The 26,087-nt window shown below is 52.4% G+C and carries 20 protein-coding genes; 8 read left to right on the top strand and 12 right to left on the bottom strand.

Translation table 11 applies throughout. From position 1 onward, the window contains the following. The first annotated feature begins 192 nt into the window (after positions 1-192). Positions 193-1,134, top strand: coding sequence for a hypothetical protein (locus tag NDI52_RS31180; RefSeq protein WP_190771763.1), 942 nt, complete (start codon positions 193-195; stop codon positions 1,132-1,134). Between the two features lie 135 nt (positions 1,135-1,269). Here NDI52_RS31180 and NDI52_RS31185 read toward each other — a convergent pair whose 3' ends face one another. Then, positions 1,270-1,524, bottom strand: coding sequence for a DUF6737 family protein (locus NDI52_RS31185; RefSeq protein ID WP_190771764.1), 255 nt, complete (start codon positions 1,522-1,524; stop codon positions 1,270-1,272). A 127-nt stretch (positions 1,525-1,651) separates the two neighbouring features. Next, the gene (locus NDI52_RS31190; RefSeq protein ID WP_190771762.1) at positions 1,652-2,998 is read right to left on the bottom strand and encodes an aspartate aminotransferase family protein; all 1,347 of its coding nucleotides are present in this window, start codon (positions 2,996-2,998) and stop codon (positions 1,652-1,654) included. 326 nt (positions 2,999-3,324) lie between these two features. Here NDI52_RS31190 and NDI52_RS31195 point away from each other — a divergent pair, with 326 nt between their 5' ends. Then, positions 3,325-3,672, top strand: coding sequence for an SET domain-containing protein (locus tag NDI52_RS31195; RefSeq protein ID WP_190771761.1), 348 nt, complete (start codon positions 3,325-3,327; stop codon positions 3,670-3,672). A gap of 65 nt (positions 3,673-3,737) precedes the next feature. Here the strand turns inward: NDI52_RS31195 and NDI52_RS31200 are convergent, their stop codons facing one another. From NDI52_RS31200 to dapB, 7 genes are all read right to left on the bottom strand, one after another. Further along, positions 3,738-4,313 carry a Uma2 family endonuclease gene (locus NDI52_RS31200; protein ID WP_190771760.1) on the bottom strand — a complete coding sequence of 192 codons (576 nt, stop codon included), beginning with the start codon at positions 4,311-4,313 and terminating at the stop codon, positions 3,738-3,740. A 221-nt stretch (positions 4,314-4,534) separates the two neighbouring features. Next, the gene (locus tag NDI52_RS31205) at positions 4,535-7,606 is read right to left on the bottom strand and encodes a UPF0182 family protein (protein ID WP_190771759.1); all 3,072 of its coding nucleotides are present in this window, start codon (positions 7,604-7,606) and stop codon (positions 4,535-4,537) included. 205 nt (positions 7,607-7,811) lie between these two features. Beyond that, positions 7,812-8,381, bottom strand: a complete 570-nt coding sequence (locus NDI52_RS31210; protein ID WP_190771758.1) for a CAP family protein — start codon at positions 8,379-8,381, stop codon at positions 7,812-7,814. Between the two features lie 119 nt (positions 8,382-8,500). After that, positions 8,501-9,043, bottom strand: a complete 543-nt coding sequence (locus tag NDI52_RS31215; protein ID WP_190771757.1) for a DUF3122 domain-containing protein — start codon at positions 9,041-9,043, stop codon at positions 8,501-8,503. Between the two features lie 10 nt (positions 9,044-9,053). Further along, positions 9,054-9,674: an SLATT domain-containing protein gene (locus NDI52_RS31220; protein ID WP_190771756.1), complete on the bottom strand. Its 621-nt coding sequence runs from the start codon at positions 9,672-9,674 to the stop codon at positions 9,054-9,056. A 375-nt stretch (positions 9,675-10,049) separates the two neighbouring features. Beyond that, positions 10,050-10,427 carry a rhodanese-like domain-containing protein gene (locus NDI52_RS31225; protein ID WP_190771755.1) on the bottom strand — a complete coding sequence of 126 codons (378 nt, stop codon included), beginning with the start codon at positions 10,425-10,427 and terminating at the stop codon, positions 10,050-10,052. 417 nt (positions 10,428-10,844) lie between these two features. Further along, positions 10,845-11,672, bottom strand: a complete 828-nt coding sequence (dapB, locus tag NDI52_RS31230; protein ID WP_190771754.1) for a 4-hydroxy-tetrahydrodipicolinate reductase — start codon at positions 11,670-11,672, stop codon at positions 10,845-10,847. Between the two features lie 414 nt (positions 11,673-12,086). On the opposite strand from dapB, the gene bchI reads away from it, so the two are divergent. After that, a complete protein-coding gene (bchI, locus tag NDI52_RS31235; protein ID WP_190771753.1) occupies positions 12,087-13,196 on the top strand; it encodes a magnesium chelatase ATPase subunit I in 1,110 nt (369 codons plus the stop codon). Between the two features lie 137 nt (positions 13,197-13,333). Here bchI and NDI52_RS31240 read toward each other — a convergent pair whose 3' ends face one another. Together NDI52_RS31240 and NDI52_RS31245 are read right to left on the bottom strand one after the other, a co-directional pair. Then, positions 13,334-16,507, bottom strand: a complete 3,174-nt coding sequence (locus tag NDI52_RS31240; RefSeq protein WP_190771752.1) for a diguanylate cyclase — start codon at positions 16,505-16,507, stop codon at positions 13,334-13,336. Between the two features lie 273 nt (positions 16,508-16,780). Then, entirely contained in the window at positions 16,781-19,513 is a 2,733-nt protein-coding gene (locus NDI52_RS31245; RefSeq protein WP_190771751.1) for a diguanylate cyclase, read from the bottom strand. A 419-nt stretch (positions 19,514-19,932) separates the two neighbouring features. Here NDI52_RS31245 and NDI52_RS31250 point away from each other — a divergent pair, with 419 nt between their 5' ends. Further along, complete coding sequence (locus NDI52_RS31250) at positions 19,933-21,165, top strand: U32 family peptidase (RefSeq protein WP_190771750.1); 1,233 nt, start codon at positions 19,933-19,935, stop codon at positions 21,163-21,165. Positions 21,166-21,258: 93 nt separating this feature from the next. On the opposite strand, the gene NDI52_RS31255 is transcribed toward NDI52_RS31250, so the two are convergent. Then, positions 21,259-21,999 carry a hypothetical protein gene (locus NDI52_RS31255; RefSeq protein ID WP_190771749.1) on the bottom strand — a complete coding sequence of 247 codons (741 nt, stop codon included), beginning with the start codon at positions 21,997-21,999 and terminating at the stop codon, positions 21,259-21,261. A 300-nt stretch (positions 22,000-22,299) separates the two neighbouring features. On the opposite strand from NDI52_RS31255, the gene NDI52_RS31260 reads away from it, so the two are divergent. The 4 genes from NDI52_RS31260 (at position 22,300) to NDI52_RS31275 (ending at position 25,871) form a co-directional block, all read left to right on the top strand. Then, a complete protein-coding gene (locus NDI52_RS31260) occupies positions 22,300-23,454 on the top strand; it encodes a U32 family peptidase (protein WP_190771748.1) in 1,155 nt (384 codons plus the stop codon). Then, positions 23,447-24,226 carry a carboxy-S-adenosyl-L-methionine synthase CmoA gene (gene cmoA / locus NDI52_RS31265; protein WP_190771747.1) on the top strand — a complete coding sequence of 260 codons (780 nt, stop codon included), beginning with the start codon at positions 23,447-23,449 and terminating at the stop codon, positions 24,224-24,226. Before NDI52_RS31260 ends, cmoA begins: the two co-directional genes overlap by 8 nt. Positions 24,227-24,262: 36 nt before the next feature. Next, entirely contained in the window at positions 24,263-25,243 is a 981-nt protein-coding gene (cmoB, locus tag NDI52_RS31270; protein WP_190771746.1) for a tRNA 5-methoxyuridine(34)/uridine 5-oxyacetic acid(34) synthase CmoB, read from the top strand. Positions 25,244-25,328: 85 nt separating this feature from the next. Beyond that, entirely contained in the window at positions 25,329-25,871 is a 543-nt protein-coding gene (locus tag NDI52_RS31275) for an adenylate kinase (RefSeq protein WP_190771745.1), read from the top strand. Positions 25,872-26,087: the final 216 nt, after the last annotated feature.

The raw sequence follows: 26,087 nt of genomic DNA on the forward strand, positions 1-26,087 counted from the left end.
AAAAAGAAAGTTCCAAAACCCGAACGGCAAAAAGACAAACCTCATGTCTCCACTGCTCGATTGCTGAGTGAATCGAAATCTAAAAAAGATAAAAAAGCACCTTGAAAGGGCTGGAGTATTGTCTTAAAATCCCGGAGAAAACAAAATACACCTTGTAGGAAACGACAACACATTAAGCCCCCCCGCAAACAAATGTCGAAGCACTACCTCATCTTCATTCATGGAATTGGTCAACTCAAAAATCAGGATGCTTCTTGCTTGGGTTACAGCCAGCTTTGGGAACTTCTGATGAAACAATCTGGAAAGCCCAAAGATGTATTTGAAGAGCAGTTCGGAAAAATTGAAGTTGTTTGGCATGTTGATCAACTTCAGAAGGCAGAACAAACATTGTTTGATCTAGCCTTTCCTGACTTAAAACCCGAGATGTCTACCTTTAAACCAGCCATGTCTGGTCCCATGGATCGCCTTCGGGAATTCATGACGTTTTTTATTGGGGATGTTGCTGCCTACGTGTCTGAGGATGTGAACTTTATTCGTCGCACAGTTTGGGAGCAAATTTGGTCATACCAGGAAGCGGGTAAATCCTTTCAGCAGCTTTTGGAAGAAGGCGCAACTTACAGCATTGTTGCCCACTCTCTCGGAACCATTATCGCCTTTGACTACCTCTTCCATCTCTTCAACCCTAACGGCTCAGAGTTGTTCGTTCCCTGTCCAGATGAGCAAAAGCGACCTGAGGATAAGCATCTCACCGATAGAAAGATGGATGCGGCGAGGGAGGCCAGCAAACAACTTCCTCTTTTACAGAGCAGTTTTCGGCACTTCTTTTCGATGGGTTCGCCCATCGCCCTGTTCTTTATGAGAAAGGGCTCTCTGTGGGCAGGAGGAAACCCCTTCCAGACGGTTTACAACCCTGTGCGGGAGAAGGGCCGTATCTGGTTTAATTTTTGGGATAAGAATGATCCCATTGCCTATCCCCTGGAACGGTTGTTTGCACTGAACAGGGAGCAAAATGACGAATGTAAGCTGAAGGATATTCCAGTTAAAACCTGGTGGGTCTTGAATGCCCATGTGGATTACTGGAAGAATCGTACCATTGCCAAAGAAATGATCAACTGCCTTAAAGACGACGAGTAGTTTCAGCCGATCGCAAACGAGCATTTTGAGCGTGCAAAGCCCATCCAAAACGCTCCAGGACCCAGAGGGCGCGACACGTCCTCCCTCTGGGTTCTGGAGCATAGTTGTGATCTACTGAGTTTGCTTGCTGTGCACTTATCCCTCTGCTGTAGGCTCCGTTTCCTGGGGTTGATTTAACTCATTAAGCAGACCGCTTTTAGCAACGGCTTGTGGATAGACCAGCAGGAAAAATCCCATCCAGGCTAGGACGGGAATGGCAACTAGAAGGGTGAGCCAGATCAGTTTGAAGAAAAACCAGCTACCTGTAATCAGGCTAAGTCCTGTCAGGAGAATAGACCAGGGCTGGCACCACCAGGGCTTGTAATCCCATACTGTTTTTGATTCAGCCATGTTGGTTTGATTTTGTGTCGGTGGTTTTGAAGTGGGGTGGTTGGAGAGAGCGATCGCGCCTCCAACCACCACCCTTTGGATTCCAGAAACCCGGTGTTTCTACAAACACCGGGTTTCTTAGTCCCTGCTAAGCAGCGGTACGAATAATATCCGCCAGCATTTCCACCATTTGATCAATGTGGTGTTTTTCGATGATCAGTGGGGGCGAGAGGGCAATGATGTCTCCCGTTGTACGGATTAGCAGACCCTTTTCAAAAGCACGGATGAAGCAGTCAAAGGCCCGTTCCGTCGGTTTGCCGGGAATAGATGCCAGTTCAATACCTGCCACCAGACCCAGGTTACGAACATCAATCACGTGGGGCAGATCCTTCAAGGAATGCAATGCCTCCTCCCAGTAGCCCGCCAAGTCATTGGCCCGCTGGTATAACCCCTCTTCCTCATAGATATCCAGCGTGGCTAGAGCCGCTGCACAGGCTAACGGATGCCCGGAGTAGGTATAGCCATGAAACAGCTCGATCGCACTGTCTGGGCCATTCATAAAGGTGTCGTAGATGCCTTTACGAGCAAACACGGCACCCATGGGAACCGTGCCGTTGGTAATCCCCTTCGCCACAGTAATCAGGTCTGGCTTCACATCAAAATATTCTGTTGCGAAGCTGGCCCCCAAGCGACCAAACCCAGTAATGACTTCGTCAAAAATCAGCAGAATGCCATACTTGTCGCAGATTTGCCGCAGCCGTTGCAGATAACCCTTCGGCGGAATCAGTACCCCAGTCGAACCTGCCACAGGCTCTACAATCACGGCTGCAATGTTGCTGGCGTCATGGAGGGCAACGATGCGTTCCAGGTCATCAGCCAAATGTGCGCCCCACTCGGGTTGGCCCTTGCTGAACGCCTGGTGCTCCAGGTTAAAGGTGTGGGGTAGATGATCAACCCCTGTAAGTAGGCTGCCGAAAAACTTCCGTACAGTAGGGATACCGCCCACGGAAATGCCGCCGAAGTTCACACCGTGGTAGCCTCGTTCCCGACCGATGAGACGTTGGCGGGTGCCTTCGCCTCGGGCACGGTGGTAGGCGATCGCAATCTTCAACGCCGACTCGACCGCCTCTGAACCGGAGTTGGCATAGAACACATGGTCATAGCCCTCGGGCAACTCTTTTACCAACCGATCTGCCAGTTCAAAGGCTTTGGGGTGCCCCATCTGGAAAGCGGGAGCATAGTCCAGGGTGGCAACCTGCTGACTTACGGCTTCGACGATTTTGGGACGACAGTGGCCTGCATTCACGCACCACAAACCCGCCGTTGCGTCTAACACCTGTCGGCCATCTACCGTGGTGTAGTGCATATCCTTGGCAGACTCAAACAGGCGAGGCTTGGATTTGAATTGGCGATTTGCCGTAAACGGCATCCAAAAAGCTTCGAGATCTTCCCGTGTAATGGCAGGGGAGGTTGGGCGAGTCAGATCTTGCACCATAAGAGGCTAATCCAATTACTTTAATTTTATGGTTGGCTAAATACCGCAGAAAGAGCAGCCGTGGGCCGCCCACAACCCGTTCCTGATCAAATAACTAGGGCGGGTATCGTCATTCTACCCCTGAGAAAATCGCTGCTGGTGTTGGGAGTGAGATTGGTTTGTAAACCTTTACAGGTCATCCAAACTGTTAATATTCAACGCACTTAGATAACTGGAAGTGGAGCGTTAACGCTCCACTTCCAGTTATCTAAGTGGATGCCATACTAGAATGGATCGTCCGATGCCGTTCCCCGGGAAGGCCACCTGCAAAAGCGACACCCGCCGAAATGTTGTTATCAACAGAATCCAAAGATTTTTACGTCAAAGATATTGATGAACAAACCGGTTCAGGTTTGTTTGCATCTCGTGAATTCAAGCAAGGTGAGGAGATTTATCCGTTCGATTACTGGTCACAGGAAGTGATGCCGATGCATATGAGCAATCATTCCTGCAATGCCAGTGGGTACTTTAACGACAATGGGATGTTAGAAGCCACACGGGATATTCATTTAGATGAAGAAATCACTTTCAATTACTTAAAACACCCATTACCCGCATCACCTTGGAATTTCAAATGCACTTGTGGTTCTGAACATTGTGTTGGATGGGTACAGATGCCGGTGCAATCGGAATGATTTTTTCCGCAATGATTAAACGGAATTGCCTCAGCACGTTGTACTGAGGCAATTCCGTTTAATCATCACCAGATGCGTTGCAAATCTAGAACAAACTCAGGTAGAACGTCTTCTCCAGAGAGACTTGCAGGAGATTCAAGAATTTCCATGGGTTGGCCAAGGCGATAGATTGCAACCCTCCGTGTTGCCGGATCGATCAACCATCCTAAAGCGTTGCCATTTTCCTGATACTCGCGCATCTTGGCCTCACCCGCTTCCCACGTGTCCGTTGGGGACAGCAATTCAATGAGAAAATCTGGGCAGAGGGGCAAAAAGCGTTTGCGTTGCTCAGGGGTCAGCCTATCCCAGCGTTCCTGGGAAATCCAGGCGGCATCGGGAGAGCGATCTGCTCCATTCGGCAACTTGAAACCTGTGGAGGAATCAAAAACGACTCCGAGCCATGTCCGTCGATTCCAGAGACCCAACTCCAAGTTGAGGTCAGAGTTACGTTTTCCGGTTTCACCTCCCGTTGGCGACATAATCACCAATGCTCCTGTGGCGGTGCGTTCCAGCTTCAACTCAGGGTTATCCTGACACAGTTGATAAAACTGCTCGTCAGTTAACCGCACAATAGAATCCAGTTTTAGGGTTAAGGCCGTCATTTTGTGCGATCGCGCCCACTCACAACCTATTTCTATCAGTATCCTAACCTCAGTTCGGGATAAGCTGAAGTGCTCATTTTGGCGTGCGCAAAGCGCACGCCAAAATGAGCGTTTTCGAGTGCCGCGCAACGCGCGGCACTCGAAAACGTCCTTAACCCGAACTCAGGTTATCCTATTTCTTTGAGGGAAGGGGGGTGAAAGCCCCCTTGAGTCTGAGCCAATTAAGGCGTTGCTGGCCCCGGAATCGTTTCAGCCGGATCACCAATATCAGAGGTGTCGTTTTCACCCAGAGTATTCTCCAAGGGGCGCACAATAGCGGGAGTCTCACTGTCCGATGGGCGGGTAAAAATGGCGTCCAGAGCTTGCTGAAGTGTTTCAGCCATCACGATCTGGTTACCGTAGGCGACAATTACCCGCACCAGCGTTGGGATCTGGTTCTGCTCTGCTTGTAAGTACAACGGCTCGACGTAGAGCAGCGATTCTTCGATAGGAATAATGAGCAAGTTACCCTGAATCGCCTGGGAGCCGCGTCGGTTCCAAAGAGAAATTTGCTGGGAAATAACCGGATCTTGATTGATTCGGGCTTCAATTTGCTCCGTACCAAAAATGAGTTTTTGCTTAGGGAAACGGTACAGCAAGATTTTGCCGTAGTTCTGGTTGTCCGATCGCGCCGCCATCCAGGCGATCAAGTTGGTACGCTGGGCTGGTGCAAAGGGGTTGAACAGCAGAAACTCCTCATCGCTACCAATGGGTAGTTTCATGATCAGGTAGTAGGGTTTGACCGGCTGTTCCTCAGCACCGTAGATTTCGTTGGGCGATCGCCACTGATCTTCCCGGTTATAAAACACCTGGGGGTCGGTCATGTGGTAGACCATCAGTTGATTTGCCTGAGCGTTGTAATAATCTTGTGGATAGCGAATGTGTTGTAACAACGGCGCGGGCATTTCATCTAAAGGCTTGAACATTCCCGGTAACAATCGATTCCATGTCTGAATAATGGGATCGTTGGGATCGGCAATGAAGAACCAGACCGCACCATTGTAAGCATCCATTACGACCTTGACGGAGTTGCGGATGTAGTTGAAGTCGTTACCCAATGGGTCCGAGTAAGGGAAGCGATCGCTCGTTGTATAAGCATCCATCACCCAATACAGATAGCTGGGGCTGGTATCGAGGCCGTCTCGTAAGGGCTGAGGACTGTTCTGAGCGGGCCAGTCTCCCAGGTTAACCACTACAGGGTAGGGGTCGTTGTCGTAGCGGAGGAAAGGGGCGATCGCCCGCACCCGTTCGGCAATGTTGCGTCGAAACAGAATCCGCGTTTGCGGCGTAATATCGGCACTGAATAACATACGCCAATCCCGCATATGCTTGGCATACAAAACCCTTCGCCAGTAAGACCCGATGGGAATTCCCGCTCTCCCGTCATAGGCGTTGTAGATGTTCTCGCTACCGCTGGGGTAGTCTAGCTCCGGAACCCGCGTTGGAGCCATGACATAGGTATTGGTTAGCTCCCCAAAGTAGATGCGTGGATTATCTGTGGGAATGACATCACGGATGCGCGAGTCGCTGACATTCTGCTCCACCCCTTCCACAAAGTAGGCGGGCAGGCCCCCTTCCGCGGCCGTGTTCACCGGGCTGAGGGTGAAGCCGTAGCCGTGGGTAAAAATCAGATGTTCGTTGACCCAGGTTTGGGCATCGGCTGGCACGGAGTTATAGTCCAACTCCCGCGAAGCGATGAGTACCTGGCGCGATCGCAACTCTCCATCCTGTTCACTGGGCAGCACATAACGATCAATATCCGCCGAGGGGAATTCATAGTAAGGGCGAATCCGCTGGAGTTGGCGGTTGGTTTCTAAGAGCGGACGGGTATCCCACAGACGAATGTTTTCGGTGGTCAGAAGGTTATTTTGTAAATCAGCCTGGGTCAGGTTGGTCTGCGGATCAAACACCGCACTTTCGATTTGATCCAGCCCAAAGGCTTGTCTCGTGAGAGCAATGGTTCGTTCTAAAAACGGCAACTCCAGGGTCAATTCGTTGGGCTGCACCACAATCCTCTGGATCGCCACAGGTAGTAGGTAATTGGCAATCACCATTAATCCCACATATCCTAACCACAACGCCACCAGAGTTCGCATCCCCTGCCAAAAAGGAGATTTGGCCACAACCCCTGTACGAAATCTCTGTTCCGTGAAAGGCTCTATTCGGGTTAATTGGATGCGTTGGGCATGAAACAAGAGCAGCAGGCTCAGCAGAGCAGTGGCGATCGCCAAAAACGTTGCCGCCGGTAGACGCACCTTCACATCCGTAAAGCTGGCGCCATAATTTACCCCGGACGGTGAAAACAGCAGTTCATAGCGATCTGTCCAGGTGCTCAGGGCAATAGCTAGCAGGGTCAGGGCCGATAACGTATAAAGCTGATGCAGTTGTGTTTTTCCAAACCCCAGGAAACGGCCATCACTCAGGCTATTGTTACCCAGCATGTATACCATTGCCACCGCCAGGGTCGTGAGAAACAACAACCCCAGCACCCAAAAAATCAGCAATTCTAAGAACGGTAACCGAAAAATGTAAAAGCTAAAGTTGGCGTTGAGTACGGGATCCGTTTCGCGAAAGGGTACTGGGCTCAACGCTGGCAAAATTCGCAGCCAATTCTCTGATAGCACTAACGCAAACCCCAGGCTGGTGAGCAGAGAACTAACCCATAGAAAAATACTGGGGTAGAGCAGGAGGGCGACTGCTAATCCTAAAACCGTCGCTAATTGCCACGGCTGCTGCACTACCGACTGCACTAGCTCCAAAAAAATCGTAGGCTGCACCCGTACCGGGAGCTGAGGCACCATACTGGACAATTCCAACCGGGGGTGCCAGTGGCTTGCCGCAATTTGCCCGTAATAAAAGAGTGACAGGCTCACAATCAAGCTAAACCCAAAAGTCAACGGCAGTAGTCCACGCAGCCGCAACCCTCGCTCTGGCGATCGTTCCGCCACATCCTGACGGCGACGATGGGCGATCGCCAAATTCCCCCACAACACCGCCAAACTAACCCCAAAAACCAAAAATCCCACGCCTCCCTGCGTGAGCACCCGTGTCCGAAACATCTGCCCATACCCGTTCTGCTGAAACCAGAAGGACTCCGCCAGCAGAGAGGTCAGCACATCTAGCAGTAACAAGATGCCGATGACGCCGGGAATCAGCAGGAGGCGTATGCGCTCCCGGCGCTTATCAATCTTAGTTGGGGCTTTAAGGCGATCGCGACGGTTATCAAAGGCGGGTGCTTTAGAGGAACGAGACATCGGCGGTGAGTCCGGAGGCGGGTTTTCCTTCAGACTAATACTGAATGGAGGAGAGGGGTAGGTAGGTGGTGTTTCAAACCTATAGATGGAGTTTTGGAGGAAGAAGCCCTTCGAGCCTCTTCCCCAAAGCCATATGAGCAGGTTAAATTTTTCTCACCTGAAGGCGAGAAAAATTTAACCTGCTCAAGAATTTTTCAAACAGCTTTTAAGGGCGCAATACGTTCTCAGCAAATTGCCCCTGCACATTACCGGCGGGAGCATACTGACACACCACATAGAAGGCGTTGTACCGAGTCCCATTTAAGGTTGCAGTTCCCTGAGCCGTACCACAGCCAAGTTCTGTACTCCCCTTCCACACAACCTGGGTGAAGTGTCCAGTCTCAGGGGAAAAGCCTGGATTCCCGTAGTCGTACTTTGAAACTTCGTCATACCAACTCTTAACGGCCCCGTTAGCGAGTGTTTCCGCGTCTATGGAAGATGCCGTCGTGTAGGAGACGTACAAATTCTCCCCAACCCCATTCGTGCCGCTGTGTTCAAATTCCCCGGTGGCGGCCAGGCGATCGGCCCAGCGTTGGGCACTGGTGTTGAGAGCATTGCTCGAAGTCAACGCAGGCGCATGATGGTTTGCTCGATAGGTGTTGTGTTGGGCCAATGCATCACTGCGAAATGTCGCTAGATCAAGCGCAGATTGTCCATTCACCTGCCCAATGCTGAAGCTGCCCAGGAAAATGCCACCCACCAGCCCTACGAGGCTTACCCCAATTTGTTGGCCCATGAGAATCCTCCTTTCAAGACCTTAGAACAGCTTTTTCAACTATCGCTAAACATCATTGAAGCGAACCGAGCTACAGAAGTTCCCCTGGGCAGAAAGCCGCATGGTGCGATCGCCCCATTCTACCGATCCAACACCTGCTGCCACTCGCGTACCGCAAAGGGCGGCACGGGAATCTCGACGGTTTCGCCCCCCGTTACGGATACCTGGAGCCAGAGCGATCGCCCTGTCTCAAAAGCTTGCACCACAGGTATCACATCATACTCACCGACATTTGTTGCCAGGTTAGGGTCAAGATTTGATTCTGCAAAGATATCTGGAGCTTCCCATGTGTGGCCGTTGCGATCGCTAAACTGGAGCGATCGCGGATGCACCAATTCCGTCACCCCCGGAAAGCCAACCAGACGCAGGTGAATCGATTGCACCATCCCATCCTTCACGCGTTTGTAGAATACCGTCTGCCAGGATTGATCAGACGCATCCCGTAGGGCTTGCAGAGAGCGATACATCACCTGAGTACCCACTTCGGGATAGGTGTGAATGGTTGCGATCGCCCCCGGCAAAGTCGCCGCAAATGCCCCATTCACGCTGGCAAACCAGCAGCACAACGCAACAAGCCATCCCAAATAAGGCTTCATTCGCGCCCATGCTATTCGCTGCATCATTCTGATTCCTTCAAACTTCTTTCGTTTTAGAGTCATCCGTAACCTCAGAATAATGCGGGTTCATTACAGGAAATGCTTGGTCGCCGCCCATTTTCCGAAAATTGTGGGTAAAAGCTTTTTCAGATAGCAAAGGAGCTTCTGCGGTAACAGCAGCCCACTTATTATGGGTTGTCTTAATAAATTCATCGAAGGTCTCTGACTCTGGCGAAAGCAGAACGAGATTAGCCTCCATTTCTTTCTTTAGGGCTGACAATTTAGTGGCCGCATCTAGATGCCGGGCCGATTGCTCCGCGTAGTTTAAAAAGGTTTGAAGTGAGGCTAACGCGGCTGCCAAAATACTGGTCAATCCCAGAAAAATTCGGAGTGTGACCGATAGGTTCTCTTCCGTCAGGGAAGCAAAAACCCCTGTCCCTACAACGGCAGACAGCACGACAACAGGAATTCCCAGTAACAAATGCAACTGTTTGAGACGACGTGCATCCTGATAATGCCCCGCCTGGGCTATGCGGATGCGCTTATACCATTTGTGCAGCAAATCGAACTTTTCTTCTGTAGTGGGCATTCCCAATACACCGTAGGGAAGTACGACAAAATCATATCCAATTCCAAATAGTTTTAATTTTGCCAGCAATTCTCATTTGGGAATCCAGCCTAAAAAACCTCGGTTTGGGATAAGCTGAACCGCTCATTTTGGCGTGCGCTTTGCGCACGCCAAAATGAGCGGTTTCGAGTGCCGCGCGTTGCGCGGCACTCGAAACCGCCCTTAACCCGAACTCAGGTTAAAACTGTTCGCCTGAGGCAAGCAGTTTTCGAGCTTCAAAGCCAAGAGGTCATGCCCGTAGAGCACGACCTCTTGGCTTTGAAGCTCACAATAAGAATTGCTGTCATTTTGCTGGCTTAGCGCACGCAACATTAAAACGCTAAAAAAATTGCCCCATTTCTGAGGCAACTCCATCATCTAGTCGAGGCTGAAAGGTTTACAAATACTGGAAATACCAAAACATTTTTACTGCGCAGTCATTGGCACGCGCTCAATGGGATAACCCGCAGCCTGCCAGGCTTCTAGACCACCCCGCAGTTCGGTCACTCGATTAAATCCAGCCTGCTGAAGTTTGGTGATGCCCTCGGTGGTCTCGGCATCAGTGCCGCCGTAAAGATAAATATCGCGACTTTTTACCAAACTCTTACTAGCCTGTTGCACCAGGGAATCAAGCGGCATCGAAATGGCACCCATGATGCGCTTTTGATTAAATACATCGCGACGGCGGACATCAATAATTGTAAAAGCAGGTTCGCCCCAGTCAAGGCGGCGCTTTAACTGAAAGACACTCGACTCGGACTCAATCGACGGCGATACAGCAGCAAAGACAGCGAGGAGTGACATATAGGTAGAGAGGATCAAATAGTGTGAGTAGCTTTTCCCTACAGCTTAATGAAAGTTCACCAGAGGTGCAAATTAATGTTACGGAAGCTGGATAAAGTCTTGACTTTGTAGCCCCGGCTTCTATTTCTTAAGCACGAGCATTGCTGAGATTACATTTGCAGGCTTCGAGACCTGCTCTTCCCCTGTATTAAAAACCCTTAAGCTTTCCGTTATATCTATCCAAAGGCCAGCAACCTTATACCCATCTGGTTGCATAAAGTAAATGGGGAGCGGTATGGCATACCACTCCCCATCCGACATATTTACAATCGTGCATCGAATAACCTGTAATTCTTTGTATAAGAGGAGCAGCTTCGCCGCCCCTCTTATACAAAGAATTACAGGTTGTTTTGTTTGTGAGCCTTAAGAGGTATTGCTCTAAAGCAAATGCTCTAGGCCGTAGACGAGAGACTTCAGCTCAACAACTTTCCGAATTGCCAGCAGCACTCCTGGCATATAGGAAGCGCGATCGCTCGTATCATGGCGCAACGTATAAACTTGCCCCGGTGCACCAAAAATCACTTCCTGGTGAGCCAGCAAACCCGGTAGACGAATACTGTGGATGCGAATGCCGTCCTGAGTTTGCCCACCCCGAGAACCAGGTAAGGTTTCTGCCTCCTCTACGCTGGGTGGATTGTAGGGCTTGCCAAATTCTTCTAGCAGTTGAGCAGTTTTAATGGCTGTGCCGCTGGGTGCATCAGCTTTTTGGTTGTGGTGTAACTCAATAATTTCGACGTGATCAAAGTAGCGGCTAGCTTGCACCGCTGCCTGTTGCATCAAAATCACCCCAATCGAGAAGTTAGGAATGATGGCCGCTCCTGTGCTGGCCTTGTCGGCAAACTCTGCCAGGTCTTGCACCTGTTCGGCTGAGAGGCCAGTGGTGCCGATAACGGGACGGACTCCGTAGGCGATCGCCGCTCGCACGTTCTCATATACCGTATCAGGATGGGTAAAATCTACCATCACAGGTGTGCCCCGCTCCTGAGTCGCCATCACCAGGGTTGCCTGCAAGTCGTTGAGGATGGGAATCTCTAGTTCGCCCAATCCAGCCACTAGTCCGACATCCTCACCATTTAAAGACGGGTCACGCTCTACCGCTCCCACCAAATTCATATCCTTGGCCTGGGAAACCGCCTTCACGACCTCCCGCCCCATCTTGCCTGCCGCCCCAACGACGACGACGGGGATTGGCGCTTCCGTTGGCATAATGCTTAGTCCTTCATAATTACTAGAGGCATTTTATAAGGGAAGGATTGCTTTTGCGTGGACAATGTCCATGCAAAAGCAATCCTTCTCCCATCGCATTTCAAGAAGAGCCAAATGGGAGTTTGGATCTTCAGATGTGAATTCCCACGGTGACACATCTTAATTAGTTTCTGAGTGGTGTTTCGCACCACTCAGAAACAACAGCAATTCTCATTTTGAAAACAGGCCCGAAAACCGCGCGCCTTCGCGCAGTTTTCGGGTATCAAAGCCAAGAGTTCACGCCCTACGGGCGTGAACTCTTGGCTTTGATACCGATACTGAGAATTGCTGGCAGAAACAACATTCTCTATAGATGTGAATCCCCACTGTGGCACAATGGGAAATGCTGTTTAAGGTTTGTATCTGGGGACTTTCGTGACTTCCACCGCTGTATCTGGGCACAACGCTTCTAGCACCCGTCGGGCCGTATTCCCGTTCACAGCAATTGTTGGCCAAGAGGAGATGAAACTGGCCCTCTTGCTGAATGTGATCGACCCGAAGATTGGCGGGGTGATGATCATGGGCGATCGCGGCACCGGCAAATCTACCACCATCCGCGCCTTGGCGGATCTACTTCCCGAAATTGAAGTGGTAGCTGACGACCCCTTCAATAGCTCGTCCACGGATCCGGAAATGATGAGCGAGGAGGTACGGCAACGCCTGGAGGCGGGCCAAACGCTACCCCTGGGTCGTCGTAAAGTACAAATGGTTGACCTTCCCTTGGGTGCCACCGAAGACCGTGTTTGCGGCACCATCGATATTGAAAAAGCCCTATCTGAGGGGGTGAAGGCGTTTGAGCCTGGTCTGCTAGCTAAAGCCAATCGTGGCATCCTCTATGTGGACGAGGTCAACCTGTTGGATGACCACCTGGTAGACGTGCTACTCGACTCTGCTGCCTCTGGTTGGAACACCGTAGAGCGGGAAGGGATTTCCATTCGTCACCCGGCTCGGTTTGTGCTGGTCGGCTCCGGTAACCCAGAAGAGGGCGAACTGCGGCCTCAACTGCTCGACCGCTTCGGGATGCATGCCGAAATCCGCACTGTGAAAGAGCCTGCTCTACGCGTGCAAATTGTGGAACAGCGCACAGAATTTGACCAGAATCCTCAGGCGTTCCTGGCTCAATATCAGACTCAGCAAGACGAATTGCAGCGGCGCATTGTCGAAGCTCAAGAGCGGCTTAAGTCCGTTACCATCGACTACGAACTGCGGGTGAAAATCTCTCAGATCTGCTCTGATCTGGATGTGGATGGACTGCGGGGTGACATCGTGATCAACCGCGCGGCCCGTGCTCTAACCGCCTTTGAAGGACGCACCGAAGTAACGTTGGACGACATCCATCGGGTTGTGGTGCTGTGTTTGCGTCACCGCCTGCGGAAGGATCCGTTGGAGTCGATCGACTCTGGCTACAAGGTACAGAAGGTATTTGGTCAGGTGTTTGGTGTGGCTTCTGAGGAAATGGTGCAGAACGGGGTAGCAGCTCGCTAGCGATCGCCTGCCCCCTGGCCGTATTTATCCTAACCAGATTGTGTAGTTGAAAGGGTCATTTTTTCGTGCGCTTTCGCACGAAAAAATGACCCTTAAGATGTATGGGCAACACCTTCTAGGTATAAGCCCTCGATGCGTTAGAAATTGGGCTGGCTGAGGTAATTGCGATCGCCCCACCGAGGAAACTCGATCGCGCGATCGCGCCCCTGTTGTTTGGCCAGGTAAAGGGCTTGATCAGCCTGGGTTAGAAGATTATCTGGACTCGTCTGAGGACTTGGGACAAGGGCGCTGATCCCAATGCTGACGGTGATAGAAGCACTCACCTTCGATTGCGCATGGGGAATAGCCAGGTGTTGAATGGCATCTCGAAGCCGTTCGGCTACACGGATGGCCCCTGGGACATCGGTGCGCGGCAAAATAATGGCAAACTCTTCCCCGCCATAACGAGCGACCAGATCGGTAGGGTGCCGAATGATCTGGCCTGCAGCGGCAGCAATTTTGATCAGACAAAGATCACCGGCCTGATGACCATATTCATCGTTGTAGAACTTGAAATAGTCGACATCAAACAGGATGAGGGAAAGGGGTTCCTTCTCCTGGGAGAGGGTTTGCCACTCCTGTTGTAGGCGACTATCGAAGTGGCGACGGTTGGCAACCTGAGTCAGGCCATCCGTTTGAGCTAACTGCTCCAAGCGCAGATTTGCACAACGCAGCTCTTGTTCAATGCGCTTGCGATCGCCAATATCTCGAATCAAAAACAGCACTTCATCCGGGCCACAGGGCATAATACGAACTTCTTCGTATTGCACTCCACCCTCAATACAATGCTCCTGCTCATAAACCTGAAGCTGTCCTGTATCGAGAGCTTGAGTGATGTAATGAAGATGCCGCTTAGCCACATCCGGGGGCAACGATTCCGACAAGTTCCGGCCGATGGGATCAAAATCCTCGGGGAGGAGATCCGTTAGGGCATTAGTTTTGACATAACCCAGGTACGTTCCATCACGACGGGTGCGAAACATGAGGTCGGGAATCGCCGTCAGGATAGCCCGGTTATGGGCTTCGCTCTGCTGCAGTGCCCTCTCCATGCGTTTGCGATCGCTAATATCCCGCACAATGATTAACACCTCATCCTCAGCGGTTTTCACGATGCGAACCTCTTCATCCCGCCGGTCATTCACAACCTCAATCTGATATTCATCGATTTGTACCGTACCCGTGGCGATCGCCCGTTGAATCAGCCTCAGACGGGATTCGGCGATCGCCACCGGCAAATATTCATGCAGTTTCTGCCCCTGCATCATGCTATCCGTCTTCAGAACCCTTACTTCTCCATCGCTGAGCCGTTCGATGTAGGTACCATCGCTCTTTAAGCGCACTAATAAGTCAGGAATTGCACTGAGAATTGCCCGGAGCGTTGTTTCCCGTTGATGCAAGGTGGCAGCAATCTGTTGCCGTTCCTGAATTTGCTGTTCCAGAGCCAGGGTACGCCGTTGCACTTGCTCTTCAAGACGGCGATTGTAGCTCGCCAGAACCCGTGCAGCCTCCTTACGGGTGGTAATGTCTTGCAGCGCCACAATGGCGTGGGAAATACGACCGTCTTTCGACAAAATTGGCGTGGCCAGCACCTCCACCTGAATGCGACCACCCCCTTTCCAATGAATTTCTACATCCTCTTCTACAACCTGTTCACCCTTCAGTGCCCGTACGGCCGGCAAACTTTGAGGAGGGTAGAGTTGCTGACTGCTGGTCCGGTACAGGTCGTAAACAATATTTTGAGAAACCATCCCAAAAGTCTCGGCGCTGGGATCCATGGCACTGGCGAGCCCCAGCACCCCCTTAGCTGCCCGGTTCAGGTAAGCAACAGCCCCATCCGCGTTGTGCACAATCACCCCTACGGGAATGCTATCGAGAAACTTTTCCAGATTGGCTCGGCTTTCGTTCAGGTCAGCATTTAAGGCTTGCATTTCATAGAGCGACAACTGCACCTGATTCGCCATTTCCCGGAAGGAAAACGCCAATTGACGTAACTCTAGAATTGGGGTTGAGGGCACATTTAAGTCAAACTCCCCCTGAGCCATCCGGTTAGCCGAGTCTCGCAGTCCCAGAATGGGCTGCATAATCCAGCGGGTCGTGCAGACCCCAAGAGCGATCGCCCCCAACAATGCAAACCCCGTCCAAATAACGGTTTGACGAATATTTTCGTAAAGGCCACCTGTCAGGTCATGGGCGGGAATAACGACCACCACTAACCAATCCAGCCCATAGCGATCGCGATAGGGAAACGCCTGGGCAAAATAGCGTCGATCTAGCATGGGGCCAGAGGAAGCAGCGCGATCGCTTGCGAAGGTAAATGTTTGGGGTTTCTGAATGCGGTTCAGATTGCCCCACTGTTGTACGAGATGTCGGGTTGCTCCGTGAATGACGGGATCGGGGCTATCGATAGCAGCCATGAGGCTTGTACGATTACCTTCGGACGGAGGCACAAATGTTGCCTCCTGGGTTGAAGTCGCAATTAAGCTGCCCGATCGCTCCATCAAAAAGACTTGCCCAGAGGACGAAAAGTTTAAGCCTTTGAGAAACGAGCTGATCTGTTCTACTTCTAGATCAACCCCTAATACCCCGGCCAGGCGGTTGCCTTTATAGACCGGCGTAACTGCCGTCAGAGAGCTCATGGAGGCTCCCAAGCCTGAATAAATGGGAGTCCAGCCCGCAGCGTAACCCTCCATAGCCGTTCGATACCAGGGCTGGGTACGAGGATCCCACTGATCCTGCCTGTAAATTCTGCGAGCGGGATGCCCGGAGGCATCGATCACATGCTCCTGCAAAGTACCGGGGGCCGGGGTATCCATCCGGGCCACTACTTGGGAATCCTGGGATAAGGTACTGGAACCTGGACTACGTTCTAGACGATTAACTCTTTGAAAGAGGCCAATATATTTTCCTTGGGTATTGGTGAAATGAACCGAGCGGAGCCAGTCCAGTTCTTGCAACTGCCGATAAAAACGACGTTCAAACCCATCCAGGTCATCCGGGGAGAGCGAGCCTTGCTCCAGGTCAACGCGGCTCATCGTGAGAAATTGGTGGGGTGCTTGCAGGTAAGTGTTGAGGCGATCGCTCACCCGCTCGGCGACCTCATTGGTCAGAGCATAGGCGAGTGCCTGAACGGCTTGTTGGTCATTGCGATAGGACACATAAGCCACCAGCCCCACTATGCCCATCACCTGTACCAGGAATGGCACCACGAGCACAGTCTGAAGCGGGACGGTGTAGGTGATGTACTGGAGTAGGATGCGCTGCAAGTTCTTCAAGGGTGAACACCGGGTAGGCAATATCCTGCCGTCGCCTGTAAATATACTGGGCCTTATTTCTATGCTCAGGTTCATTATGCCCAGACACGTAGATGGAAAATCAGTGGATTGTCCTCAGAGCAATCTTTTCACAACGTTTCCCAACCCCTCGCTTTTTGTTGGAATGTTGCAATAGCAAAAACAAGACAGACGCATTGTTGTGTGTGATGTGCAAAGCACATCACACACAACAATGCGTCTGTCTCAAGGTGATTGAATGTAGGCCCTTTAAGGTTAAGTCGAGAGAATATAGCGATCGCGACCCTGTTGTTTAGCTATGTAGAGGGCGCGATCGGCTTGAGTAATCAGATCCTGGGGTGAGGTTTGCAGCGTGGGAACGCAGGTGCTAATGCCAATACTGACAGTTACCACAGGGCTCACCTCTGAGCAAGCATGGGGCACCGCCAGGGTACGCACAGACTCTCGCAAGCGTTTAGCAACCCGCACCGCACCCTGCATTCCTGTATTAGGAAGGATGATGGCAAATTCTTCGCCACCGTAGCGGGCGACCAGATCGGCAGGATGGCGGATAATTTGCTGGGCGGCCTGGGCAATTTGGATGAGACAAAAATCCCCTGATTGGTGGCCGTAGAAGTCGTTATAGGGCTTGAATTGATCGACATCAAACAGAAGCAGAGCCAGAGGTTGTTGCATCTGGTCTGCCTCCTGCCAGGATTGGGCCAACCAGTGATCGAAATGGCGACGGTTCGCAACTTGAGTCAGGCTATCCGTTTGAGCCAAATACTCTAAATGGTCATTTGCCTGCCGCAGCTCGGTTTCATAACCCTTGCGATCGCTCACATCCCGCACCAGAAACAGCACCTCATCCGAGCCGCAGGGCATCACCCGCACCTCCTCCCAACGCAGGTGATCGTCGATGTAGAGTTCCTGCTCGTACACCTGTAACGCTTGCATTTCCAAAGCGCGCTGAATGTAATACAGATGCCGTTGCGCCATCTCAGCCGGCACACAGGCCAGGAGGGATTGGCCCGTGGGGTCAATGTCCAGGGGCACAACATCCGTCACACTCTTGCTCCGCATATAGCCCAGGTACGTCCCCTGACGATCCACCCGAAACATTAAGTCGGGAATAGCCATCAGCATGGCTTGATTACGGGTCTCACTCTGGCGCAGTGCTTGTTCCGCCTGTTGGCGCTCCAGGATCTCCTGCTCTAGCGTCAGAGTACGCTGCTGTACCTGTTGCTCCAGACGATGGTTGTAGCTGGCCAACATACGCTCGGCATCCCGCCGAGCTGTGATGTCTTGAAATACGACCAGGGCATGAGTAATGCTCCCCTGGCCATCAAAAATTGGGGTTGCCCGCACTTCCATCGCCAGACGCACTTCCCTACGGGCCAGTTCAATATCGTCGATCATGGTGTATTCGCCACGCAATGCCCGCGTTCCAGGCAGACGATCCACGGGGTAGGGGAGCGAGGTGCCCTCCCGGTAAAGCCGATGAGTAAAAGACGTGGCTGAGGGGAATTGGCAGGTGAGCAGCCGTTGAGCAACCTGATTCATGTAGGTTACAGAACCATCCGGGGCCTGCACCACCACCCCAACAGGGATGGCGTTGAGAAACGTTTCCACCTGCCCCCGACTGCTCACCAGTTCGGTATTGAGCGCCTGCATTTCATCGGTAGAAAGCTGTAGCTGGCTGGCCATCTGGCGGAACGCAAACGCCAGTTGTCGCACTTCTAAAATTGGGGTCGAGGCAATGTCTAAAACATACTCACCCTGGGCAATCTGATTAGCCGCATTGCGTAGGCTTAAGATGGGTCGGGTAATCCATCGCGTTGTATAGAGGCTGAAAGCGATCGCCCCCAACAGGGCCAGCAACGACCCAAACACTGTATGACGAATGCTCTCCTGAATCTCAGGCATAAATTCGGAGACTGGAATCACTGTCACCACTAACCAGTCCAGTCCATAGCCGTCGTTATAGGGCTGTACTTGCAAGAAGTAGCGGGGTGCCGGGCGGAACTGCTGGTGTGTGCGATCGCCTCGCAGCCGTAGCTGCTCAGTCTGCTGAATCTGGTTCAGATCAGGCCAATGGCTCTGGAGAAGGGCTGCCACAGCATGGGTTGGGGTACGTTTGGGGCTGCCCCAGCGGGCCTCTCTCAAATCAGGCGTTGGGGCCTCTACCGCAACAGGCTTCATCCACAATGGCTCATCGGTGGAGCTAGCAACCAGATGACCTGAGCGATCGAGGATAAACACCTGCCAGGATTCTTGAGCCGCTAACTGCTGTAAAAAGCTCGTCAAATTTGACAACAGGAGGTGGGCCGTCAGCACCCCTTGAAACGTCCCATGACGGTAGATTGGGAGCGTAGCATCCAGGGCCGTCATCGACAGATTCACGTGGGGCGGGCTCGACGTCCAGGTTTGCCCATGGTTCACCTGGGCTCGACGATAACCCGGTTGCTGCCGGGGATCCCAATCATGTATGGTCCGTAGAAATTTGCGAGTGCCCGTCTGAGCATCCAGGATGTAGTAGTTTCGAGCCCCTGGAGCAGCACCATACAACCGAGACAAGACATAGGCATCTTTAGGAGCCATCAAGCCACTGCGATCTTGCTCAACACTGATGTATTCTCCGGTAGGCCGGGTAAAGCTCAAAATAGTTGTCGCATTGAAGAGTTTAGTTTGCTGCCAGAACTGTTGCCCCATCTCATCGAGGTTGTGCACATCTAGATGGCCCTGTTCGATGTCGTACTGGTTCAGCGTCAGAAGTTTGTGGATCGATTCAAACTGATCCTGAAGGCGATCGCTAATCCGTTCAGAGGCTTCCTCGGTCACCTCAAAAGCCATCTTCTCCAGAGCTTTTTGGCCATTGTAGTAGGACAAATAGGCGACCAATCCCACAATGCCAAATACTTGTAGCAGAAACGGCACTACCAAAACCGCCTGCATCGAAACAACACCTAGAGTTCGCTGAAGGAATACATATCCTCGCCGCAGCACCATGTCATAAACCCTGAAGTAATGGCTGAAGCGTGTGCTGTTTTGACACCATCATGAACCCGGTAACCTACTCCACCTTTCCATGGTTAGTATTCCCGGCCTGGAGATAGATCTAGATGTCAGGGCTGGCTGTTGTGAGAGATGTGCTTAATAGCACTCTTACAACAACCAGCGACATGCCTTGATACAGCATTGATTCGGTGAGTTTCCAACCCGTGGAGGGGACGTGATGCAAGGGACACAAATTGTCCCTTGCATCACGTCCCCTCCATAGGTCCAGAACAAAGTCCAGAACAACGCTGATTAGGGTAATTGAACCTGGGTATCAGTTTGGGAACAAGGAAAGAAATCGCCTAAGATCAATATCTCGGCCGTGCCCCTTCGACGGCTCAAACTTTACCCATACCCGAGTTTCTGCAACGATGGCCAAGCCAGAACTACTAGCCCCCGCTAAAAATTTAGAACGTTTGAAAGTTGTGATAACTTACGGGGCTGATGCCGTCTATGTCGGGGGCGAACGGTATGGACTACGTGCCCGAGCCGACAATTTTACGTTGGCAGATTTGGCACAGGGTGTCGCCTTCGCCCATCGCCACAGCGCCAAGGTCTATGTCGCCCTCAACGCATTTTTGCATGACAGCGATCTGGCCGGCTTGGGTGATTACTGCCGAGACTTGCAAGCCCTTGGGGTAGACGCTGTAATTGTGTCCGATCTGGGAGTCATCCGGGAAATTCAGCAAGCCACGTCTCTCGCGATTCACCTCTCCACCCAGGCCTCTTGCCTGAATAGCGGTGCAGCCAACGTGTGGCGGCGGGCTGGTGTGCAACGGCTCATTGTGGGCCGTGAACTGAGCATTGCCGAGGCCGGGGCAATCCAGCGCCAGACCGGGTTAGAGGTCGAGATGTTTACCCATGGGGCCATGTGCATGGCCTACTCTGGCCATTGCACGATTTCCAACTTCACGGCCGGGCGGGATTCCAATCGGGGTGGGTGTATTCAATCCTGTCGCTTACCCTATTTCGTTGGCGAGAGCGCCAGCCCCGCCCCAATTCCCTTCATGTCATCCCGCGACCTATGGGGGATTGATCAGATTGGTGCGTTTGTAGAACACGGCATCTGCTCCCTCAAGATTGAGGGACGCATGAAGTCGTCATTCTATGGGGCGATCGCCTCCCGAGTCTATCGTCGCCTGATTGATGCCCACGCGAACGGGCTCCTTGATGCCGCATTGCTCGATTGGGCTGCTGCTGAACTGCGTTCTGTTCCCCATCGCGATTATTTCACCGGCTCCCTGGCTACTCCGGCAGGCCCTGATTCGGTTTTCAGCCAGGCCGCCGGGATTAACATCGGCACCCATCAATACCTGGGGATGGTGATGGAAACCACCGGCGATGCCATTGTGGTTCATCTGGTGGAGCCTTTAGCTTTAGATGATGAAATAGAAATTGTTCCCCCCCAGGGTGACCCTGTACGCTGGCGCGTCTCACAGATGCAATCGGTCATTGGGGAGCCCCAGAGTCGAGCCCGACAGGAAAGCATCGTGCGTTTCCCGAAAGACAAGATTCCCGGAGGAGGAGTGGCGATCGCCCCCTTCCAGGTCATCCGCCAAGCCATTCCCGCAGAAGCTCGAACAGAGGTTGGGGCGATCGCCTAGGACTTACCTATTCTTGTTGTGTGGGGCGTGCTTCGCACACCATAGACAACAAGAATAGGTAAGTCCTGCAACAATAAACCTTGCCGAAGGATTCTAAGGTCGGCACACCTCAGCTCCCGCACAGGGTTTTCCAAACGGGCGATTATTACCACTTGCCCCAAAACAAGCCGTCCCCTCATCCCAACCCGTTACCGTCATGGTTTCCGGGTCAAACTCCACGGAGATCGGATAGCAGTCAGGGTCATCATTGGTCCAGTCAAAGGAGAGTAAACTCACCCCCGACACAGGCCGCCCTAACTCCTGGCGAATGGCATCATCGGCATAGGTATCCGGTCTGCGCCCCAATAACTCAATGACATCGTCATAGGTCATCCCAATCTGTAACAGAGCTGCCTTTTTCGAGAGGTCAGAGGCGTCTTCGGGCGATTGCTCCTCCTTGGGCGATGCTGCAACAAACCCACTATTACGCCGCGCGTAAGCCAGATTCTTCTCGTACTCCTCGGCTTTCTGCTGCGCCGTTGCATATTTCTCGTTGTTGAGTGGAACATTCTGCATGGAGGCGATCGCCCCCTCCCAAAGCTCCACAACCTGAGTCCACTGCTCGGGTGTGGTGGCCGCTTGCGTCTGTTGAGCGGCCTGCATGGCCTGATTCACTCCATCCCGGAAATGATCGACCTCGGGTGGCATAGCAATCTTAGCGTTGACTTGAGGCGGCTGCTTGGGAGCTGTTGCTACCTGAAAAGCCCAGGATAGGCCCACAGCCAACATGAAACCCAGAAAAGCAAGACTAATGTAGATGGCGATCGCACGAAAAGTGGGGCGGAAGGTGGCCATAGTTCGGCAGGGAATACGTCTTTCTGATTTCCCATGCCTGACATAGGGTGATCAGGAATAATCGCCATCGGATACGAATTCTTTCGAGAAACCTTCTGCATGAATTAGTTTTTGAGGGCGTGAATTGTTGCGCGGCTTCGCCGCGCAACAATTCACGCAGGAAGGCTAAGAAATGCAACCTTGCTCACGCGATACTGGAACTAGGACGTGCTTTCAAGCTGCCTGGAAGGGTGATTTTTTCGTGCACTTGGCATTCAAAAACACCCTTAAACAGTCTCTCGACCCTCAGCCGCCTCTGCGATGCAATTCAACACCTTTGCCGCCTCGAATGCTGACCTGGAGCGCAGCGTTGCCGCCCCTAACCTGAAGGAAGTGCTGATCGAACCACAGTTGCTGGCTCGTCAGGGAACCCTATCAGAAACGGATTCTCAGGCACTTGCCCAGGACGCGCAGCAACGAGGCCTGCGCCCCGTCCTGGTGTGGGATGCCTTGATGCCTGAGCGTATGTGGAAGGCCGTGGGCGATCGCCTCAAAACCTGGGATTTGTCAGCCTTTGCCGCCATCCGTGTGAACGACCTGGGAGCTGCTGCCTGGGTGCAGGAACACGCACCCCACATGCCCCTGCACCTGATCGTGGAAACAGGCAATCATAACCTGTCAGCTTTGCAGGGATGGTGCGAACTACTGGGTTCTTCCTTAGAACGGCTCGTGCTCTCTATCGAACTACCCGAAGACACTCTGGCTCACTACTGCCGCACGCTACCCGTTGCCTGCGAAGTGCTGGGAGCCGGACCCATTTTATTGTTCTACTCACCGCGATCGCTCCTCACAAACCCGCTTCACGCTGAGGAAGACGCCCCTTACCTCGCCACTACCGTCGCCTTCGAGGAAAGCCCCGATCGCCCCTTCCCCACCCTTGAAACCGCACACGGCACCCTCATGTTCCTCGACAAGGATCAGTTCATCCTGGATCGGCTGACGACGTTGCAAGAGGCGGGGATGCATACCATTCGGCTCGACTTGCGCTCCCTACAACCCAGTGGCGATGCGGCGCTTCACGTAGATCAGATTTGCCAGCAACTTGTTACGGATCCGGCTGCTCTGCGTCAGCACTGGCCTCGCCCAACCCGTGCTCCCTTTTTCAATGCCAATCGCACCACAGCCCTGATTCCCCGCATGAAAACCCGGCGGCTCGATCCCTGGCGGCCCCAGGCATTGGCCGAGGCGATCGCCAGTGAAAAAAATAAATTTCTCGTTTTTCGGGTTCTCCACCCCTTCCCCTTCAGCACCTCCCTGAAACTCATTTCTCCTACTGGAGACCCCCTTCCCCTGCCCGACCACTTCCGCACTTTAGATGGTCAAGCCCTTGAAACAGCCCAGGCCGATCAACTTTTGATTGCAGATTGGGTCAAACGTGGTGTTCCTGGTTCCTTGTTGGTGGCATCCGATGGCTGATTATTCTGATGATTGGTTTCACCCTGAGCTGTATCTGAACCCGGCTCAAGACACGCTGTTTGATAAGGAGCCCTGGCCCAAACCCTTTGTGTTTAACGAAGAGGTGGCCCGTATTTTTGACAATATGGTGTCACGCTCGGTACCCCTATACCGGGAGGTCATGGCCTGCGCGGTACATTGGGCACGGGCTTATTACCAACCCGGTACGCGCATTATTGACGTGGGCTGTTCAACGGGGACGTTTCTGGAGTTATTGGGACGATTTCTCCAAGAATCGGCAACGCTGGTCGGCATTGATAATTCTCAACCAATGTTAGATAAGGCTCGGGAGAAGCTGGCAAACCTACCCGAGCGGCATCAGGTGGAATGGGTGTGCGATCGCGCTGAAAACGCCTCTTTCCACAACAGCAGCGTGGTCGTGCTCAACTACACCCTGCAATTTCTTCCCATTTCTCAGCGCCAGCGAGTCGTACAGACCGTTTACGATGGTCTCGTTCCGGGCGGCTTAATGTTCTTGAGTGAAAAGGTCAAATCCCCTTATCCTCGTTTTCAGGAAACGATGACCCATCATTACGAAGCCTTCAAAGCCCGCAATGGCTACGCCCACAACGAAATTGAGCGAAAAAAAGAAGCGTTGGAACAAGTCCTCATTCCCCTGACAGAAGCTCAACAAGTTGAGATGCTCCATAATGCAGGCTTTGGGCAAATTGATACCCTGATTAAGTTACACAATTTTGTGACGATCGTTGCTTTGAAATCTGGCCCCAACTAAGGCCGAAAATCGAACTTCCCATTTAGAGGTTTATGCATGGAACGTGATGCGATCGCCTTCTCGGCCCCTGATTACCTGGAGGATTTTGATGCTCAGGTAGAGCGAGCGGCGATTTTGGGAGTAAGGGGCGATCGAACCTCTCGCATCTGGGAAGAACGCGTTGAACCCTACTGGGAAGCCGTAAAGTCTGTCCGGGACATTACAACTGATTGGTACGATGTTTCGGGGCCAGTGGTGAAGGTAGGCCGAGCTAGCGACCTGAGCGAGGAGCAAGCTCAACGCTGGATGCAAACGCTCAAAACCTTTTGCCCCTGGAAGAAGGGGCCGTTTGACTTGTTTGGTGTAGACATCGATGCAGAGTGGCGATCAGATTGGAAATGGGAACGTATTTTGCCGCATATCCAGCCCTTAGAGGGCCGCACGGTGGCGGACATTGGCTGTCACAACGGCTATTTCATGTTTCGCATGGCGCACCAGAACCCTGCCCGCGTTATTGGGTTTGAACCAGTCGCCAAACACTTTTGGAATTTCCAACTGATTCAAAACCTGATCCGTCATCCTGCCCTCACATTTGAACTGCTAGGCGTGGAGCACATGCACCTCTACCCCAGCTTCTTCGACACCATTTTCTGCCTGGGCATTCTCTACCATCATGCCGATCCCGTCGGTCTGCTGCTCAAGTTGCGAGAAGCTCTTGCGCCTGGCGGCGAAATTATTATTGATTGTCAGGGCATCCCTGGCGAGGAGCCGGTTGCCCTAACTCCCCGCAAACGCTACGCCCAGGCCCGAGGCATCTGGTTCCTCCCCACCCAATCCTGCCTGGAAAACTGGATGGCCCGCGCTGGTTTTTCTCAGATTCATTGCTTCTTTGCTGAACCACTTTCTACGGAGGAACAACGCCGTACCCCCTGGGCCGATCTCAGCAGCCTATCTGACTTCCTTGACCCAACCGATCCCGCCCGCACCTGCGAAGGCTACCCAGCCCCCTGGCGCTATTATGTGCGCGCTCAAAAGTAGATACCTGGGAGCCGCTAGAAATCAGCCTGACATTTCATGTAGAAGGTTGTAGCAATTTGCACACGTAACTGTCATTCACAAAAACATGGCACCACCGTGGCGTATCTCTATTGTGGGTACATCGGGAAGTGGAAAAAGTACCTTAGCGTCTGCCCTAGCCAGCCGTTTGCAACTACCGCATATCGAGCTTGATCAGCTCCATTGGTTGCCCAATTGGACACCCCGAGAGCTAGAAGATTTTCGTGCTCGGGTGGATACGGCGATCGCCGGAGAACAGTGGGTAATTGACGGCAACTACAGCAAAGTGCGCGATCGCATTTGGCCGCGGGCCAATCTCATCGTCTGGCTTGACTATCCCCGCTGGGTCGTGATGGGTCGCCTGCTAAAGCGTACAGCCCGCCGGGTACTAACTCGGCAAGAACTGTGGAATGGCAACCGGGAAAATTTACACACGGCTCTGTTGGATCGCGATGCTGTTCTTTTCTGGGCCTGGCGCACTCACAGCAAACATCGGCGCACCTATCCCGAACAACTAGCACGCCCTGAGTATGCGCATCTTTCGATTGTGCGCTTGCGATCGCCCCGCGAAACCGAACGCTGGCTCAAGTCCTTTGGCACAGATAGTTAAGGAGATTTCCAGTAATGAAATTACCCCCAGAATGTTGGTGCTTTGCCCGCTTCGCGGGCAAAGCACCAACATTCTGAGTAAATTCTTATGCAGAAACCTCCTAATACCGTTTTAATATGAAGCTGCGCCAAATAGGGCTTCGAGAATGAAATCGTAGGACGTCAATGACGCAACCCTTTCAGGGGAAATCTTGTCGAGTTCCGAGGTCAGGAGTTT

Origin of the sequence: Leptolyngbya sp. PL-A3, assembly GCF_039962325.1 — a bacterium.
Classification (GTDB): Bacteria; Cyanobacteriota; Cyanobacteriia; order Elainellales; family Elainellaceae; genus Vacuolonema.

Bases quoted from the DNA above. Each gene is read 5' to 3' on its own strand.
- NDI52_RS31195 (WP_190771761.1), top strand. From the start codon at position 3,325: ATGTTGTTATCAACAGAATCCAAAGATTTTTACGTCAAAGATATTGAT.
- NDI52_RS31215 (WP_190771757.1), bottom strand. From the start codon at position 9,043: ATGATGCAGCGAATAGCATGGGCGCGAATGAAGCCTTATTTGGGATGG.
- NDI52_RS31185 (WP_190771764.1), bottom strand. From the start codon at position 1,524: ATGGCTGAATCAAAAACAGTATGGGATTACAAGCCCTGGTGGTGCCAG.
- NDI52_RS31200 (WP_190771760.1), bottom strand. From the start codon at position 4,313: ATGACGGCCTTAACCCTAAAACTGGATTCTATTGTGCGGTTAACTGAC.
- NDI52_RS31190 (WP_190771762.1), bottom strand. From the start codon at position 2,998: ATGGTGCAAGATCTGACTCGCCCAACCTCCCCTGCCATTACACGGGAA.
- NDI52_RS31260 (WP_190771748.1), top strand. From the start codon at position 22,300: ATGCAATTCAACACCTTTGCCGCCTCGAATGCTGACCTGGAGCGCAGC.
- NDI52_RS31205 (WP_190771759.1), bottom strand. From the start codon at position 7,606: ATGTCTCGTTCCTCTAAAGCACCCGCCTTTGATAACCGTCGCGATCGC.
- NDI52_RS31180 (WP_190771763.1), top strand. From the start codon at position 193: ATGTCGAAGCACTACCTCATCTTCATTCATGGAATTGGTCAACTCAAA.
- cmoB (WP_190771746.1), top strand. From the start codon at position 24,263: ATGGAACGTGATGCGATCGCCTTCTCGGCCCCTGATTACCTGGAGGAT.
- NDI52_RS31210 (WP_190771758.1), bottom strand. From the start codon at position 8,381: ATGGGCCAACAAATTGGGGTAAGCCTCGTAGGGCTGGTGGGTGGCATT.
- NDI52_RS31225 (WP_190771755.1), bottom strand. From the start codon at position 10,427: ATGTCACTCCTCGCTGTCTTTGCTGCTGTATCGCCGTCGATTGAGTCC.
- NDI52_RS31245 (WP_190771751.1), bottom strand. From the start codon at position 19,513: ATGGTGCTGCGGCGAGGATATGTATTCCTTCAGCGAACTCTAGGTGTT.
- NDI52_RS31255 (WP_190771749.1), bottom strand. From the start codon at position 21,999: ATGGCCACCTTCCGCCCCACTTTTCGTGCGATCGCCATCTACATTAGT.
- NDI52_RS31275 (WP_190771745.1), top strand. From the start codon at position 25,329: ATGGCACCACCGTGGCGTATCTCTATTGTGGGTACATCGGGAAGTGGA.
- cmoA (WP_190771747.1), top strand. From the start codon at position 23,447: ATGGCTGATTATTCTGATGATTGGTTTCACCCTGAGCTGTATCTGAAC.
- NDI52_RS31250 (WP_190771750.1), top strand. From the start codon at position 19,933: ATGGCCAAGCCAGAACTACTAGCCCCCGCTAAAAATTTAGAACGTTTG.
- dapB (WP_190771754.1), bottom strand. From the start codon at position 11,672: ATGCCAACGGAAGCGCCAATCCCCGTCGTCGTCGTTGGGGCGGCAGGC.